Origin of the sequence: Paenibacillus borealis, from assembly GCF_000758665.1 — a bacterium.
In the GTDB taxonomy this organism is placed as follows: Bacteria; Bacillota; Bacilli; order Paenibacillales; family Paenibacillaceae; genus Paenibacillus_AQ; species Paenibacillus_AQ borealis.
In genome coordinates this window covers 7,055,236-7,071,594 of record NZ_CP009285.1, presented here as the reverse complement: position 1 = coordinate 7,071,594, position 16,359 = coordinate 7,055,236, and the positions used below count along the sequence as shown (strand labels likewise).

14 protein-coding genes and 2 pseudogenes are annotated in these 16,359 nt (G+C 45.4%); 13 read left to right on the top strand and 3 right to left on the bottom strand.

Annotated elements, in window-relative coordinates; all coding sequences use genetic code 11:
• Positions 1 to 121: 121 nt before the first annotated feature.
• Positions 122 to 1,915 (top strand): cache domain-containing sensor histidine kinase, encoded by a 1,794-nt coding sequence (locus PBOR_RS35825; protein WP_052429699.1) that lies wholly within the window; start codon positions 122 to 124, stop codon positions 1,913 to 1,915.
• On the top strand, positions 1,908 to 3,512 hold the full coding sequence (locus tag PBOR_RS29775; protein WP_042217505.1) for a response regulator: 1,605 nt from the start codon (positions 1,908 to 1,910) through the stop codon (positions 3,510 to 3,512). Before PBOR_RS35825 ends, PBOR_RS29775 begins: the two co-directional genes overlap by 8 nt.
• Positions 3,513 to 3,583: 71 nt before the next feature.
• Here the strand turns inward: PBOR_RS29775 and PBOR_RS29770 are convergent, their stop codons facing one another.
• The gene (locus PBOR_RS29770; RefSeq protein ID WP_042217503.1) at positions 3,584 to 4,909 is read right to left on the bottom strand and encodes an extracellular solute-binding protein; all 1,326 of its coding nucleotides are present in this window, start codon (positions 4,907 to 4,909) and stop codon (positions 3,584 to 3,586) included.
• Between the two features lie 334 nt (positions 4,910 to 5,243).
• A complete protein-coding gene (locus PBOR_RS29765; RefSeq protein WP_042217502.1) occupies positions 5,244 to 5,795 on the bottom strand; it encodes a helix-turn-helix domain-containing protein in 552 nt (183 codons plus the stop codon).
• A gap of 145 nt (positions 5,796 to 5,940) precedes the next feature.
• Here PBOR_RS29765 and PBOR_RS29760 point away from each other — a divergent pair, with 145 nt between their 5' ends.
• The 10 genes and pseudogenes from PBOR_RS29760 to PBOR_RS29720 all read left to right on the top strand — a co-directional run bounded on the left by PBOR_RS29760 (position 5,941) and on the right by PBOR_RS29720 (position 14,782).
• The gene (locus tag PBOR_RS29760; RefSeq protein ID WP_042217501.1) at positions 5,941 to 6,345 is read left to right on the top strand and encodes a DoxX family protein; all 405 of its coding nucleotides are present in this window, start codon (positions 5,941 to 5,943) and stop codon (positions 6,343 to 6,345) included.
• A 22-nt stretch (positions 6,346 to 6,367) separates the two neighbouring features.
• Positions 6,368 to 7,027, top strand: a complete 660-nt coding sequence (locus PBOR_RS29755) for an alpha/beta hydrolase (RefSeq protein WP_042217499.1) — start codon at positions 6,368 to 6,370, stop codon at positions 7,025 to 7,027.
• A gap of 6 nt (positions 7,028 to 7,033) precedes the next feature.
• Positions 7,034 to 7,804, top strand: a complete 771-nt coding sequence (locus tag PBOR_RS29750; RefSeq protein ID WP_042217497.1) for a DODA-type extradiol aromatic ring-opening family dioxygenase — start codon at positions 7,034 to 7,036, stop codon at positions 7,802 to 7,804.
• A gap of 131 nt (positions 7,805 to 7,935) precedes the next feature.
• Positions 7,936 to 8,697 (top strand): GTP cyclohydrolase II, encoded by a 762-nt coding sequence (locus PBOR_RS29745; RefSeq protein ID WP_042217495.1) that lies wholly within the window; start codon positions 7,936 to 7,938, stop codon positions 8,695 to 8,697.
• A gap of 78 nt (positions 8,698 to 8,775) precedes the next feature.
• A pseudogene (locus PBOR_RS38665) lies at positions 8,776 to 8,898 on the top strand (LLM class flavin-dependent oxidoreductase); the annotation flags it as partial.
• A gap of 249 nt (positions 8,899 to 9,147) precedes the next feature.
• Complete coding sequence (gene licT, locus PBOR_RS29740; protein ID WP_042217494.1) at positions 9,148 to 9,987, top strand: BglG family transcription antiterminator LicT; 840 nt, start codon at positions 9,148 to 9,150, stop codon at positions 9,985 to 9,987.
• 124 nt (positions 9,988 to 10,111) lie between these two features.
• A complete protein-coding gene (locus tag PBOR_RS29735) occupies positions 10,112 to 11,956 on the top strand; it encodes a beta-glucoside-specific PTS transporter subunit IIABC (RefSeq protein ID WP_042217493.1) in 1,845 nt (614 codons plus the stop codon).
• A gap of 142 nt (positions 11,957 to 12,098) precedes the next feature.
• A pseudogene (locus tag PBOR_RS29730) lies at positions 12,099 to 12,341 on the top strand (family 1 glycosylhydrolase); the annotation flags it as partial.
• Positions 12,342 to 12,374: 33 nt separating this feature from the next.
• Positions 12,375 to 13,277, top strand: coding sequence for an AEC family transporter (locus PBOR_RS29725; protein ID WP_042217491.1), 903 nt, complete (start codon positions 12,375 to 12,377; stop codon positions 13,275 to 13,277).
• Positions 13,278 to 13,309: 32 nt separating this feature from the next.
• Positions 13,310 to 14,782: a glycoside hydrolase family 1 protein gene (locus PBOR_RS29720; protein WP_042217490.1), complete on the top strand. Its 1,473-nt coding sequence runs from the start codon at positions 13,310 to 13,312 to the stop codon at positions 14,780 to 14,782.
• Positions 14,783 to 14,948: 166 nt separating this feature from the next.
• Here PBOR_RS29720 and PBOR_RS29715 read toward each other — a convergent pair whose 3' ends face one another.
• Entirely contained in the window at positions 14,949 to 15,320 is a 372-nt protein-coding gene (locus PBOR_RS29715; RefSeq protein WP_042217489.1) for a pyridoxamine 5'-phosphate oxidase family protein, read from the bottom strand.
• A 376-nt stretch (positions 15,321 to 15,696) separates the two neighbouring features.
• Between PBOR_RS29715 and PBOR_RS29710 the strand changes: the two genes are divergently transcribed.
• Entirely contained in the window at positions 15,697 to 16,353 is a 657-nt protein-coding gene (locus PBOR_RS29710; protein WP_042217488.1) for an ABC transporter permease, read from the top strand.
• Positions 16,354 to 16,359 lie beyond the last annotated feature (6 nt).

Genomic DNA, 16,359 nt, shown 5'->3' with positions numbered 1-16,359 from the left:
ACTGTATGGAGTATAAAGGCGATCCGTGTTGGATTTGCGGCAGGCAGGTTAATTTTGTTTATTAACATGTAAAAGGATTCTTGGTAATATAGGTACAACCTATGTTTGAAGGAGCTGCTGGATGTTGAAGCGCGCACTGCTAACCTACCTGTCTTCCAGTGTAAAGCGCAAGATGATTCTGATGGTTGTAGTTATGCTAATTCTTGTAATCGCTATCATCGAGATTGTCACTTACGCCGTTTCCATTAATTTTCATCTGAATGACGCCAAGGCAAATGATGCCCAGAAGGTGCAATTTATCAGCGAGAATATGGACGATGCCATTTCGTATATGGGCAAGCTGATGGACAGCATTACCGAAGATTCAGAAATCCAGTCTATGCTGCTGCAGACGAACCAGCTTACATATGAGAAGTTAAGCTCGCTGGAACAGCTGGTCGTTTCCAAAATCCTGTACTCCACCGATAAGCTGGAAACCGTCTATCTCTTCAATACGCAGCAGTTCCTGGTCAAGCTGAACTATAACACTTCCGGGCTTGTGAATAATAAGGACGATGTGCAGTCCGAGCTGAAGAAACAGCGTTATGACACGGTGGGAAGAATCACCTGGAGGGTCAACAAAGGGGTTATTTATATCGAAAGAGCCATCCGGGAACGGGATTCGCTCAAGATGCTCGGTTATATTACCATTTCGCTCAAGGACGATTATTTAAAGCAGCGCCTGCAATCCGAGCCTTACCGCTACAGCTATGTGTTTGATGAGCAGGATCGTATCGTTGTCAGCAGCAGCGAGGTTCCCGATATCCACGTGGAGGATCTGCTCCGCCGCGCGAAATTGCAATCCGCCGAGGGGCCTTCTTTATTGAATATGGAGCCGTATGGAAAAATGCTGTTCACAACCTTTGTATCCGCCCAGGAAGGGTGGAGAGTAGTCTCGCTTGTGCCGCTTAAGGAAATCTCCAAAGGCACGGAACTGATCGGACGCTGGATCACCGCGATCGGAGTGATCGGCGTGCTGCTGGGCATCCTCTTGACCTGGTTCACGACCAGCCGCTTAATCGCTCCGCTCCACGCGCTGAAGCAGGTTATGGATCAGGTGGAGACAGACCGTTTCGATCAGCAGGTCAGAATCAGCCGGAGGGATGAGTTCGGGCGGCTCGGGCGCAGCTTCAACCAGATGATGGGCAAGATCAATTATTTGATCTCCGAGGTGTACCAGAAGGAGCTGGCCCAGCGTGAATCCGAATACCGGGCGCTTAAGGCCCAGATTAATCCCCATTTTCTGTACAATACGCTGGATACGATCCGCTGGCTGTCCATGTACGGTGAGAATGACAAGATCGAGAATGTGACCATCTCCCTGGCGCAGCTGTTAAAGGCCAACCTGGCCGATCACCGGGAAATGGTGCCGGTCCGCTCGGAGCTGGAATATATCAATGCTTATTTGGCTATTCAGAAGACCCGTTTTGAGAGCCGGATCACGGTTTCAATCCACATGGACGACGACATTGCGGAGCTATGGATTCCCAGGTTTATTTTGCAGCCGATTGTGGAGAATTCGTTCGTGCACGGGCTGGAGAATAAAGTCGGTCCGGGCAACCTGAGCATAATCGGGATCATGGATGGTGGGAGCGTAAGATTCCGGGTGATTGATGACGGTGTCGGGATCGAGGCACAGAAGCGGGACCGGCTGCTGGAATTCACGGGCGAGGTGGACCTCGGCAGTGCCAAAGGGACAGGCAACGGAATGAGAAACGTACACAAACGGATTCAAATGCTGTTCGGCGAAAGCTACGGTCTGACGATCAACGGCATGCCGGGCAGCGGTACCATTGTCGAGATTATAGTGCCTGTAATGGAGAATGTAACTGCGCCTCCCAATACTGCGGATGAAGGTGGGAAGAATATTGTATAAAATCGTGATTGTGGATGATGAAGACATCGTAAGCCGGGGGCTGAGCGAGAAGGTAGACTGGAGCAAGCTGAACTGCACAGTATGCGGGACGGCCGCCAACGGACTGGAAGGCCTGGAAGTCATTGAACGCTTTAAGCCGGATATCGTCATTACTGACATCAAGATGCCCGGGATGAACGGGCTGGAGCTGGCCGAGCATATCAAGCGTCATTATCCGGGGATGATCACGATTCTCCTCAGCGGATACAGTGAATTCGACTATGCCCGTACCGCAGTAAGGCATCAAGTATTCGATTATCTGCTCAAGCCAATCAAGATTCCCGACCTGAATGCCTGCATTCTTAAGGCGGTGGACAGGATCAACGGCAAGAGGGCTTCTCTGCTGCAGGCGGCCAGTGACTCCAAGCGGGAGAACGCGGACATCGTGGAGGCGGGCATCCTCATGAATGTGATTGTGAACGGCAATAAGGATATTGCCGCTATGCGTACAAAGCTGAAGGATTACGGCATCCAGCTCGGCTGCGGTGTGGTCGTGGTGTTTGAGATGTATAATCCCTCGGATCTTTCTTATGAAGAGTATGCCTCCCTGTACCAGTATGCCGTCAACAATATAGTGAATGAAACGTACCTCCGCTTCCAAATGGCGACCTCCATCGTTGATATGGAAGGGAAGAGTGTTGTCGTCGTCAAGTCCGATCCCGCCTTGCAGCAGGTGATTATCCGCAAAAGAGTGGTAGAAGCGACAACCGAATGTCTGGAGAACATCGAAATGTATTTAAAAAAGCAAATCAGCGTCGGCATTGGCACCAACTTCCGGGAAATCAGCGAGCTGTACAGCTCCTTCCAGCATGCGCTCAAGCTGCTCGAGACCCAATTGTTCTGGGGAAGTCTGATGCCAAAGCTGCAGGATGCACTTCAGTGCAGCTCTGGCAAGCCGCCCTTGGGCCGCATGGATGCGGAATGGTTTGAGGCGATCTGTGACGGCGACGAGCCGAAAGCGAAACGGTATTTGGACGAATTCACGGCCGGCATTAGAGCCGGCAGGAATAAAAGTATCGCCCTGAACAGCTGTCTTGACTTCCTGCTCGGCCTGTCCAAGCATGTGCCGGAGTGGAAGATAAAGGACCAAATCACGGAAGCCATTGCGGGAATCGCCGGACTGCGGACCTTTGAAGAATATACGGACCTGTTAAGCCGGATTACGGCCCTGGCCTGCGAGGAGGCGTTATGGAGGAAGGAAGAAGCGATGGGAAGAAGCCTGGCGGAGCGGATCGCCCGGTATGTGGATGATCATTATGCCGAAGCCGAGCTGAATCTTCAATTGGTTGCAGACTTGTTCCATGTGAGCGCCAGCCATCTCAGCAGAATTTTTAAAAAAGAGCTGGGGACTAACTTTAACGAATACCTGTCGCTCAAACGGGTGGAAAAGGCCAAGCAATTACTCACCGGCAGCCGGCGTTTGACCGTACTGGAAGTTGCCCGCCGGGTCGGGTTCGCGGACGGCAAATACTTCGGGCAGGTGTACAAAAAATACTATGGAATGACGCCCTCGGAATATAAAGAAACCTTGTTCGGCCCCCGGTGCAATGCGTTATAACGCCTAGAGGGCGCACAGCAAAAATCTCTATCCCCGGCCGGTTTGGCAAAACAAGCGGGGATAGAGATTTTTTATTTGATGCCCTGCTTTTCGATTTCCGCCTTGGCTTCATCCAGCGCCTGCCTGGCCGTCTTCCTGCCGGTGAGCACCGAGGTGATGGCATCCTGCAGCACACCCGACCACTCCACATAAGATGACATGCTCGGCCTGTTGATCGCATATTCGAATTGTTCGGTCATCAGGTTCCGGTTCAGGTATTTTTCCTCATTCTCGAACTGGTCGATCTGCTCGCTCCAGACTGAAAGGCCTCCAATTTGGTCCTTGGCGGACACTTCATTTCTCATGCTGATCGTCAAATCAATAAATTTCCAGGCCCAGTCTTTATGACGTGAAGTTCGGGTAATGCCGAGTGCGCCGCCCCCGGTAACGGTGGAGCTTCTTTGATATCCCTGGAAACCGGGCACGAGCGCCATTTTAAAGCCGGGTTTGCGGCTGAGGATCGGATCGGCATAAGCCCAACTGATCAAAAAAGGCAACTTGCCCTCCGCGAAGGTCTCAATAGCCGACATATCGCCTGCAGTCAGGGAAGCGGGATCGGATAAACCGCTGCTCAGGGTGTTCACCATGAATTCCAGCGCCTGCACGCCGCCGCCCTCATTGAATACCCAGCGGCCGTTGGCATCCTTCGCCTGCACGCCAAGGGCATTGGCCAGTAGCGTATAATCGGTGATCAAGCCTTCGCCCGGCTTCCAGCTCCAGATCAGGCCGTACTTGGCAAGTCCCTTATCCTGAATGTACTTCGCCATGTCCTTCAGTTCCTCCCAGGTGGCTGGAGGAGCATAAATGCCGGCGCTTCTCAGCATCGATTCATTATAGTAGAGGAACTTCTCTTCCATGATGACCGGGAAGGCATATAAATCGGGAAGCGCATACAAATCATTGCTGATGACCCGCTGGTTATAAGCAATGGGTACCAATTTATCAATTACGCTGCCTGTGACATAGTTCCGCAGAGGCTCAAGCAAGCCGGTTCTGGCGAATCCGGTGGTCCAGACCGTATCGACCAGAATAATATCCAGATCTGTGCCTCCCCGCAGGAGGCTGTCTTCTATCTGGTCATGCAGCGAGTTGATATCGGTGGAGCGGATATCGACTTTGATCCCGTATTGCTCTTCATACCGCGCGGCAATTTTCCTGATATATGGCAGATAGGAGTTTTCGATCAGAATGCTGATCTGGTCAGGACGGCCGGAGGCCGTAGACGTTGACTGGGCTGCTTCATTTCCGGATCCACGTTCATTCGAACGGGTGCTGATGATGAAGATGGCTGCCAGGGTCAGGAGTGACAGTAATAACAGATAATAAAAAAGCTTGGATCTGAGCATAGACTTGTCCATACACCCCCAAAGCAAAGTCGGGTTATCTTCCTCTAATAGTATAGTGGGATTATTTGATTAAATCGACAGAAATGTTTTTTTCGAAACTGCCATCCGCTTGATCTAATAAAATTTGGAATAAACCGTAATTTCAAACAAAATTTTTCGGCAGGCTGTTGTATCTGAACATATTGAAGTCCCCGGGATTATAATTTGCAAAAGAACGTTACAAGTTCGCTCGAATTACTCCTTTTTAATGCCAAGATGATATACAACTCACAAATAGCGAATCAGCATTTATAAAAGATATTGAAAAGCCCGCAATCAGCCTAACCGCTGATTGTGGGCTTTTGTCTTACAGAAGCTCTCGTCCGTTCTCATTCTCTGTATAGATGGAGATTAGTACAATTGCCGTGTCTTCACCAATATTTCGTACTAAATGAGGCGTACATGCATTCCAGCTAAAGGAATCCCCTTCACCAAACTCAGCCCCATCCTCGCCTTGTTCTGCGTAAATTCTCCCTTTTAAGACCACATGTACCTCTTGGCCTTCATGTGCATGAGGAGCATCTCCGATAATAGCACCGGGAGGGAATTCTACAATTGTCATTCGCACATTCTTTGTTGAACTCAAGTGCTCCACCTTCAAATTATCCGGACCGCTGGTAGTAATTGTCCGTTCACCCTTCCGAACAATATGCATTCGCTCTTCTTTCTTTAAAAGCAAATAAGCTAACGGTACTTTTAGCGCTTGGGCTATATTTTCCAGTGTTGAAATAGAGGGTGAGGTTTTATTCGTTTCAACCTGACTCATAAAGCCTTGAGATAGTCCGGTAGTCTCACATATCTGAGCAATGGTGATGTTTTTTCTTTTCCGGATTGTTCTTATCGAAGAGCCAATATCCATAGGATCACACCTCAATAATATTTGTAATACAAAACTTAATTACATATTATCAATTTTCATGTTGACAAGTCAATGTGGCATGAGTTAAATTACACATATAGAATTTATATTTTTATTACTAATATTTATAGAGGGAGTGAACAGAATGAACAGAACAACTGTAGTTTCAATTATTATGCGTGTGGTGCTGGGAATCATCTTTGTATTCCATGCTGTAGATAAGTTTCAAATGGGTCTTGGTAATGTAGAAGCGTGGTTTACCTCATTGGGTATTCCGGGATTTGTAGCCTATGTTGTTGCGGTGATTGAATTTGTCGGCGGTATTATGCTTATCCTGGGATTGTTTACCCGTTATGTATCCGCAGTATTTGTGATTGTGCTCATCGGTGCCATTATGACAGCCAAATTATCTGTAGGTCTTCTGGGCAATGGTCAGATGGCCGGTTATGAGCTGGACCTCGGATTCATATTGATCTCGCTTTATCTGATTGTTGCAGAACGGACACCGCTATCTATTGACCATTTTATTTCGAGCAAGCGTAGCAGATAACTTACAGCAAGGAGAGATGAAGATGAATCCCACATATCAGTATGACGTTCACCTACCTGTTAATCTTGAAGAGGGCAAGAAGTACCCTGTGATTATCACCCTACATGGCAAAGGATCGAATGAACGCAATATGTTCGGTCTGGTTGCTCCACTGGCTGCAGATTTCATCATCATCGGGGTTCGCGGGAACCTGCAACTTGGCAGTGGATATCAATATTATGATTTGAAAAGTCTTGGCAATCCCATCCGGGAGATGTTTGACCAAGCGGTTACAGATCTCGAAGCTTTCATTCAATATGCAACAGAGAAGTACCCGATCGATCCTGACAAACGTTATTTGCTCGGTTTCAGCCAGGGTGCAATCCTGTCCATGACGCTTGCGCTTACGATGGGGGAACAGCTGAAAGGAATTGTGGCGCTGAACGGATACATTCCTGACTTTGTGAAAACGGAGTATTCTCTTCGCAGTATTAAAGATGTTTCTGTATTTGCCTCACATGGGGAATATGATTCTGTGTTCCCGGTTCGTATAGGGCATGAGACTGCCAGCTATCTAGAGGGCCAAACAGAGCGTTTAACATTTAAATTATATCCAACTGACCATGGCGTATCCGAAGAGAACCAGCTAGATTTTTTGAATTGGATTAAGCAAGATGCTAAATTCAATACTAATAAGGGGTGAAAAATCATGATGCCATCTTATTTTTTTGCACACGGTGCACCATCAATCGTGCTTGAGGATAACGAATATACAAAGTTACTTAAACAGTTTAAAGACAACAATCCAAGGCCAAAAGCAATTGTTATCTTCTCCGCTCATTGGGAGGAGAATGTTCAGACGGTCAGCGCCGCCAAAACGTATGAAACCATTTACGATTTTGGTGGATTCCAGGACGAGTTGTACCAGATGACTTATCCGGCGCAAAGTGACAGAGTACTTGTAGATCAGATCCAAAATTTATTTTCCAAGTATGGTGTTGATAATGTTAGAAATGAGACAAGAGGCTTGGACCACGGCGCTTGGGCTGTTCTAAAACTGCTGTATCCGGATGCCGATATCCCGGTTATAGCACTATCCGTAAACCGTTATCTGTCTAATGAGCAGCAGTATGAGATCGGCAAGGCACTGGAGGAGCTTCGCGAGCAGGATGTGCTGATTATCGGAAGCGGAGGTACCGTTCATAATTTAAGAAAATTAAACTGGCAGTCGGAGGCGGTTGACGGGTGGGCAGAACAATTCGACAACTGGATTCAAAGTAAGCTGGAGGCATGGGATACCGCAGCCTTGTTTCAATACCGCGACCTTGCTCCCCATGCAGGGGAGGCTGTTCCTACGAGTGAGCATTTCATTCCACTTCTTCTCGCTATGGGAACAGGTGACTCGGCCCGTAATGCGCAGCTTCTTCACCGGAGCTACCAATACGGTAATCTAAGCTTAAGCTGCTGGCAATTTAATTAAGCTTATACGGCAGTGGGGATTACATTCTCCATTGCTTTTTGTTTTTCATGGAATCATTCTACATAGCGGGGGATTTTTAGCGCAAAATAAGACATGCTTTTCATGGAAAACAACATAAAGGAGTCCTCTATATGCCAGGTACACAAAGTCTGAATTCTCAGGTACTCTCACATCTGCAGGACAAAATAAAACTGATCAAAACCGAAAAGGGAGCCATATATCTGGTCGGCCCCATTAATCTGCCGGTTAATTTACTTGGGGATACTGCCCAGTTCAAATGGTATTGCTGGCTTAATTGTGATGAGGTGACAGAAGATTTCGAGCATATTATCGCAAAGCTATCCTCCGCTAATCTGGCTGAACTGCAACAATCGAGTGTACTTGTTCATGGTGACTTTCAGAATGCCGGCCATGCGTTGATCCGGTTTCATTCCATCTGCCATACCGGAGATATTTTCGGCAGCAAGCGCTGCGATTGCGGATATCAGCTTAAACAGGCGATGAAGCATATTGCGGACCACGGACATGGTGCGATCTTTTATTTGGCGAATCATGAGGGGAGAGGCATAGGCCTCTTCAGTAAGGCACTTGCTTATATTTTGCAGGAAAATGGATACGACACAGTAGATGCTAATCTTAAACTTGGATTTGTGGATGACTCGCGTGATTACAGCGATGCCATTAAGGTATTAAAGGTGCTTCGTACCAAACCAGTTACATTGATTACGAACAATCCCAAAAAATTAGAAGCACTTCGTCAAGCCGGACTAGACCTGGAAGGCCGGGTACAGCTATGGGGAGATATCTCTGAGTATAACGAGAAATATCTCAAAACGAAAATTGAACGTTCAGGACATCTAAATGAAGACGAGGGTTGTTGTAACAATGACTAATTAAGAATAATATGAGGAGATGGTTCCCATGGGAGAGGAAAACCATACTAAAGATGGCATAGAGATTGGACTATATATGGTCATAAGCGGTTTCTTGCCCAAATTGATATTGGCGGAATCCCTTATCATAAAGTTGCTGAAAGCATCGAACGAATAGCTGCGGACATTGTACCTATAATTCGAAGAGCAACGAGTAAGTAAGGTGCAAACTACTAAAGTCCTGGAGTCGCTTTATTAGCATTCCGAATATTATCGGCAAAATTCAAATAATTGTTTTCTGAAAGAAAGGGTTTACATCTATAAAAACGATATGCTATAATCAGGCCACAAGTAAATAAGCTTCTTGAAGATTGTAACTGTTAAATCAGGCAAGACTTCAACTAACATAGGATTATTTTCCATATGTTGTTGATGTCTTGCTTTTCTATTTTTTAGACCTGGAGGGGTAGTATGGTAATAAAACAGCTCATTAATAATAATATTGCCATAAGCATAGATGCCCAAGGGGATGAAATTATATTAATCGGGAAGGGGTTAGCCTTTGGTAAGAAGAAGGGTGATGAAATCGATGATCTGAAAGTTGAGAAACGCTTCTATCTGGAAGATAAAGGATTGTATTCTAAGTTCAAAAAACTTCTGCAGGAAGTATCGATCGATGATATTAATATCGCGGATGACATTATTAGCTTAGCCAAAAGAAAACTGAAAAAAGATTTAAATGAGAGCATCTATATTTCCTTACCTGATCATATCAGTCTGGCTATAAGCCGCACTAAAAATGGATTGAAAGCAAAAAACGGATTGCTCTGGGAAATTAAAAAGTTATACAGAGAAGAATATGAAGTGGCCCAAATAGCTGTGCAAATGATTAATGAAAAATTCAATATTGACCTGGGTGAAGATGAAGCGGGGTTCATTGCCTTTCACTTTGTGAATGCAGAACTAAACAGTGGAATGAATACGATTACAAAGATTACCAGGTTTATCAAGGAAATCTTAAGCATTGTCAGTTATCAGCTGAACATGCAGATCGATGAAGAGTCTTTAAACGCCTTCCGCTTTATCACCCATTTGAAGTTTTTTGCCCAGCGAATCTTTTTGGAAGAACAGAATGATGTGATGGACGATCCCTTTTTGTACGAAGTGGTAAAAGAAAGGTACTCTAAGGCATTTATCATTACACAAAAAGTTAAAGATCATATAAGTAAGCATTACTCCTATCAATTAATGGATATGGAAGCCATCTATTTAACGGTTCATATTCAGCGTTTGTTAGAACGGAAAAACTAAATAGGACCGATTCAAACTTGTTACTCTTCGGGAGGCCAGACTTGGATTAAATCTGAAAGTATTGTCTTTGACAATCATTTCGGATTGAATCCAAGTCTTTTTATTTATCAGGAGGTGTTGTGAAGTGGATTATAAACAACTGGCAAAAGAAATTACTGAAAAAGTGGGCGGAGAAGACAATATTGCGGATTTGTATCACTGTGCCACGCGTCTTCGTTTTACGCTGAAAAATACGAAAAAAGCAAAAAAGGCTGAGCTTGAAAAAATGGAAGGCATTATCACCGTTGTTGAAAGCGGCGGAATGTTCCAGGTTGTAATTGGTAACAATGTAGCCGCCGTACACGATGCAATTTATGCACAGACAAACTTGGAAAAGAAAGAAACAAATGATGACGATGCTGTAAAGAAAAATTTGTTTGAAAAGTTTACGGATCTGATCTCAGGGATCTTCAGTCCTCTTTTGGGCCTCCTGGCTGGGGCAGGTCTCATTAAAGGAGTATTGGCACTTCTAAATAATTTCAAATGGATTGACCCGGCTAGTGGAACTTATAGAATACTTGCAGCCGCAGGGGATAGCTTCTTTTACTTCCTCCCAATGATCATAGCCTTTACAGCTGCCAGAAAGTTTAAAGTCAATCAATTCCTGGCTGTAACCCTGGCTGGCGGTTTGATTTATCCGGATCTGGTAGCAGCGTATGTGGGGAAAGAATCGCTTGATTTCATCGGCATTCCAATCATTTTGGCTAAATACAGCAGTACGGTTATTCCAATTATTCTAGCTATTTGGGTGCTCAAATTTGTTGAAGACTTCTTCAAGAAGCTTCTTCATGAGACTGTACGTAATCTGTTAACGCCATTCTTTTGCCTAATTATTATGGTGCCTCTAACCTATTTAGTAATTGGTCCAATCTCTATTACCGCAAGTAATCTGCTAGCTGATGGCGTTCTAAGCATCTATAACTTAAGTCCAATTGTATCCGGTATTGTAATGGGGGCAAGCTGGCAGATTCTTGTCATGTTCGGCCTGCACTGGGGGATTACGCCAATCGAGCTGAACATGATCTCCAAATTTGGCAGGGACCCCATCGGTCCAATGTGTGGTCCGGCAGTCGCAGCCCAGGCGGGTGCTTCTCTCGGCGTATTCTTCAAAACGAAAAATAAAGTAATGAAGGGTATCTCTCTCTCTGCATTCATCGCCGGCTTATTCGGGATTACAGAGCCTGCTGTGTACGGTGTTACCCTAAAGCTGAAGAAACCATTCATTATTGCCTGTATATCCGGTGCGATCGGCGGTGCGATTGCCGGCGGATTCGGCGCTGGAGCGATTGCGGTTACTCCAAAAAGTATATTAACCTTCCCGGTTTTTGTGGGCCACGGTTTCCTTGCTTACATCGGCGCCTATTTCTTCTCCATGATATTGGCTTGTGTGCTTACTATGGTGATCGGGTTTAAGGAAGAAGCAGACGTTACCCCGTCAACAACTTCTAATAATGCCAAAGATAATAAAGAGAAATTAGTCAAACAAGGAAGTATCAGCAGCCCATTAACAGGATTGGTCAAATCACTATCCGAGATTAGCGATCCGGTGTTTGCATCCATGGGCAAAGGGTTCGCCATTATTCCTGAAGAGGGAAAGGTGTATTCTCCGGTGGATGGAACTATTGCCACAGTGTACCGCACTAAACATGCGTACGCACTGACAACAGAGGCTGGTGCGGAAATCTTAATCCATATTGGCATTGATACCGTGAAGTTAAAAGGCGAGAACTTTACCAGCCATGTAGAAGACGGAATGAAAGTGAAGAAGGGGGACCTTATTGCTGAGTTTGATTTGGAAAAAATAAAACAGCTTGGCTACGATGTCACAACCTCTGTAGTGATTACAAATTCAAATGACTACTTGGATGTACTGCCGTTAACTAAAAAACACGTTGTTCATGGAGAGGAAAGCTTGTCGCTTATGATTTGAGAACATGCGGGGGATCTGTCGATCAGACAAATCCCCTTAGCTATTCAAGTTAGTTAAATTCAAAGAGGAGGTGCATGGGATGCGGATGGCAGAGGTATTGCATTAAGTGATGTGATAAGAGGGGGAGGTGAATGAGAATGGGGAAAAACATCTTATAGAAATTGCAGAGGCCATTGAAGATGGCGTCGAATTAATGGGCTATACCTGGTGGGGGCCAATCGATATTGTAAGTGCGGGTACGGGTGAAATGAAGAAACGCTACGGGTTCATCTATGTAGATAAAGACAATGAAGGAAAAGGTACACTTGAACGTTTGAAGAAAAAAAGCTTCTATTGGTACAAAGAAGTTATCGCAACAAACGGAGAAATTTTGTTTGATAAGTAACATTGGGAAGGGTACGTGGAAGGCGGGAGTGTCGTGGAATTTGTTCTAATTATATTACCGGTATTTTTGATCATGGGAGCAGGATTCCTTGGACAGAAGCTGCTCAAGCTGGAGATCAGGTCAATCTCAACGATGGCTCTTTATCTGATGATGCCTTTTTTGACGTTTAACACCTTTTATACGAATGAAATAAATATTGATTATGCTTATATGTTTTTATTCAATATATTGCTTATTCTGGTGCTGGTTATTGTGACAGTTGTTGTGGGAAAGGCTATCAAGGCGGATAAATCCAGTATGTCGGCTATGCTGCTGGGGACTGCTTTTCCTAACATGGGGAATTACGGAGCACCGGTGATCCTGTTTGCATTCGGAGCTACCGCATTTAATTATGCCGTTATTACAATGGTCATCCAGACCTTGTTAATTAATACGATAGGCATTTTCATCGCGGCATATGGCAGTGAACAACCGACTTCGGTAAAACAAGCTTTACTGAGTGTTGTGAAGATGCCTGTGTTATACGGTGTGCTTTTGGGAGTAGTCTTTCAAGTGATGCCTATAACATTACCCGGAGCGATTATGGATGGAATCGAATTGATCGGATCAGCCTCGATTCCCACCATAACCTTATTGTTAGGGATGCAGCTGGCGCAAATGAAAGCACAACAATTTGAGTTCAAATATGTAAGCAGTATTACATTGATCCGTATGGTAGTCTCGCCACTTGTAATGGCAGTGTTGGTCAGCCTTATGCCGGTAAGCCCTATGATCCGGAATGTATTTATTCTGTTAGCGGCGATGCCAATTGCAGCCAATACAACGCTGCTCGCGCTTCAATTCAACACAAGACCCAATTTAGTTTCCTATATTACGCTCGTTACAACCCTGGTGAGCTTACTGACGGTTCCGATAACTTTATATCTGCTAGGATAACAAATTCACTTAAATACAGGAGGATTACAAACATGAAACCACTGAATACTAAATTCCCGAAAAACTTCTTATGGGGAGGCGCAACGGCAGCCAATCAGGTCGAAGGGGCATGGGATGTCGATGGAAAAGGTCTGTCGGTCGCGGATGCCTATAGCTTTGACGAAAACTTACCCAAGGAGCGCTGGTCTGATCAATGGCTGATGATGACATATGAGCAGTTAGAGGAAGCCCAGAATCCTGCCAGTAAACAATATTATCCTAAAAGACATGGTGTAGACTTCTATCACCACTACAAAGAAGATATCGCTTTATTCGCAGAAATGGGCTTTAAATGTTACCGGATGTCGATCGCCTGGACCCGGATCTTCCCTAAAGGAGATGAGCTGGAGCCCAATGAGGCAGGCTTGGCATTCTATGACCGTGTGTTTGATGAGCTGCATAAATACGGCATTGAACCGGTTGTGACGATCTCTCACTATGAAATGCCGCTTCATCTTGCTACTGAATATGGCGGCTGGGTGAACCGGAAGCTGGTAGACTTCTATGTGCGCTATGCAACGGCAGTTCTGAGCCGTTACAAAGACAAGGTGAAATACTGGATGACCTTTAATGAGATTAATTCATTGAATCATCATCCCTATACCAGTCTGGGAGTTGTGGAGGAGAATCATCCTCATCTCGAACAAGCCAAGTACCAAGGGGCTCATCATCAATTCGTAGCAAGCGCACTGGCGACCCGAATTTGTAAAGACCTTAACCCAGCAGCACAAATGGGCTGCATGATCAGCTATCAGCTTCTGGTACCCTATAGCTGTGACCCAGATGATGTTCAAGCGACTGTAGAGAAGCAACGCCATGCCTTGTTCTTCAGCGATGTGCAGGCGAGAGGCTACTATCCTGCCTATACCGCGCGGATGCTGGCCGAGAAGAATGTAGTTCTCGAAACGCAGCCTGAAGATGAACAAGTGATGAGAGAGAATCCGGTGGATTATGTCTCCTTCAGCTATTACATGTCCAGTGCAGTAAGTGCACACCCTGAGAAATTAGAAGGTGCAGTTGGGAATATGCTTACCGGAGGAATCAAGAATCCTTACCTGTCAGCCAGTGAATGGGGATGGCAGGTAGATCCTAAGGGACTGCGGACTGCGCTGAACCAGCTGTATGACCGTTACCAGAAGCCATTGTTTATTTCGGAGAATGGACTAGGGGCTATCGATACCGTTCAAGAAGGGGATATCATCGAAGATGATTACCGGATTTCGTATTTGAACGATCATATTGTGCAGATTAAAGAGGCCATTAAAGATGGCGTGGACGTATTCGGCTATACTTCTTGGGGATGTATTGATATTGTCAGCGCCAGCACCAGCCAGGTATCCAAACGCTACGGCTTCATTTATGTCGATCAGGATGATATGGGCGGAGGATCCAAACGCCGTATTAAGAAGAAATCCTTTGATTGGTATAAGAATGTTATTGCAACGAATGGCGATCAGTTGGCTTAAGCGGATGCTGGCAACACTATAAATATAAGCGAAACTGGAACCTGTAATTGCAGGTTCCGGTTTTTGTTTTTGACAAAGACTCAATTCTTGTAGGTTCAGGTAATATATATCCGTTCTCATCTGGACTTAATCACCCAATAGTAGTTAATGAAACAGTGGATGGATGTTACCATTCATACTGCAGCGTATTCCCTTGTTTGTCATCAGAAAACTCATACATGGATGCAGAACCGTGTTCGATATAGAACATAGTAAGGATAGGGTTATCAGCCGAACCATAAATCTTCTTAATGTTAGGGAACATCTCCAACGTGCGGTCAATTAATTCATAATTGTATTCAAACACAACTTCCGCGCTAATTCTCAGCGATTCGGTGTAATCCCGATTGCTCGAGACAAACTTAATATAAGGAAGCTTTTGCAGATCCTTATATAATGAAGCATTTGTATCGGTCTGAAAATAAATTCTTCCGTTCTCAAACCACTGGAATTGAATCGTCCGGATCGCCGGTTTGCCATCTGTACCCACCGTAGCCATCTGGGGGTGTATGGCTGGAAGTGGGGCTGGGAATAACAACTGTAGTTGGTTGTACGGCAGATGTTGGAACAGGCGTGGACGTATTGTTCTGAGTGCATGCAGAAAGTCCGAATACGAGCAGCAGTGATACAGGTAATGTAAAAAGCTTCATCACATTAATTCCCCTTATACCTTTAATTATCCTATCTACTATATATGCCAGACATCTTTTTTGTAAGCAGGCACCTTTTTATTATTAAGTAACCTTTAAGTAACCCGCGCCAACTCCAATAGTTACAAAAAGGTGACTCTATTATAAAAAAGTGCCTACTTCCAGTAAGTAACTGTATATCTTATGCTTAATTTAGCGCTAGTAAATGCAAAGGCGGGGTTCAGCTTGGACAGCAGCTTATGGGAGCAGATTACGAACTATTTTACAACTGACATAGGTGCTTACTTGCTCTCTGTAAAAGAGCATATCGTCATCAGCGTCTTGGCTTTGGCGGTTTCGGCCTTGATTGGAATAATCCTGGGATATTTGTGTACTGTACAGAGAAAATATGAGAAATGGATTATCTCCCTCTTTCAGGTTTTGCGGATTGTGCCAAGCCTGGCGATCCTCTTTCTGCTAATCCCGGTGATGGGGACAGGCTTCCAGCCGGCAATGACAGCACTGATATTATTAGCCATTCCGCCTATTCTGATGAACACTGTGGCCGGACTGGAAGAAGTGCCTGATTTCATGCTGGAAACAGCGTACGCGGTAGGAATGTCGAATTGGCAGGCGCTGTGGAAGGTAAGGCTTCCATTAGCTGCACCGCTTATTCTGACGGGAGTCAAGACGGCTGCCATTGAGATCGTAGCGAGCGCGACATTAGCTGCAAAGATCGGCGCGGGCGGACTTGGAAGCATTATTTTTACCGGCCTGGGCCTGAACCGGATTGATCTGCTTCTGATTGGCGGTATATCAGTGGCCGTGCTGTCCATCGCCATCGGACTAGTTCTGGATAGGTCGGAAAGATGGTTATTCAAATATAAATACACTGGAAAGTAGGGGTTA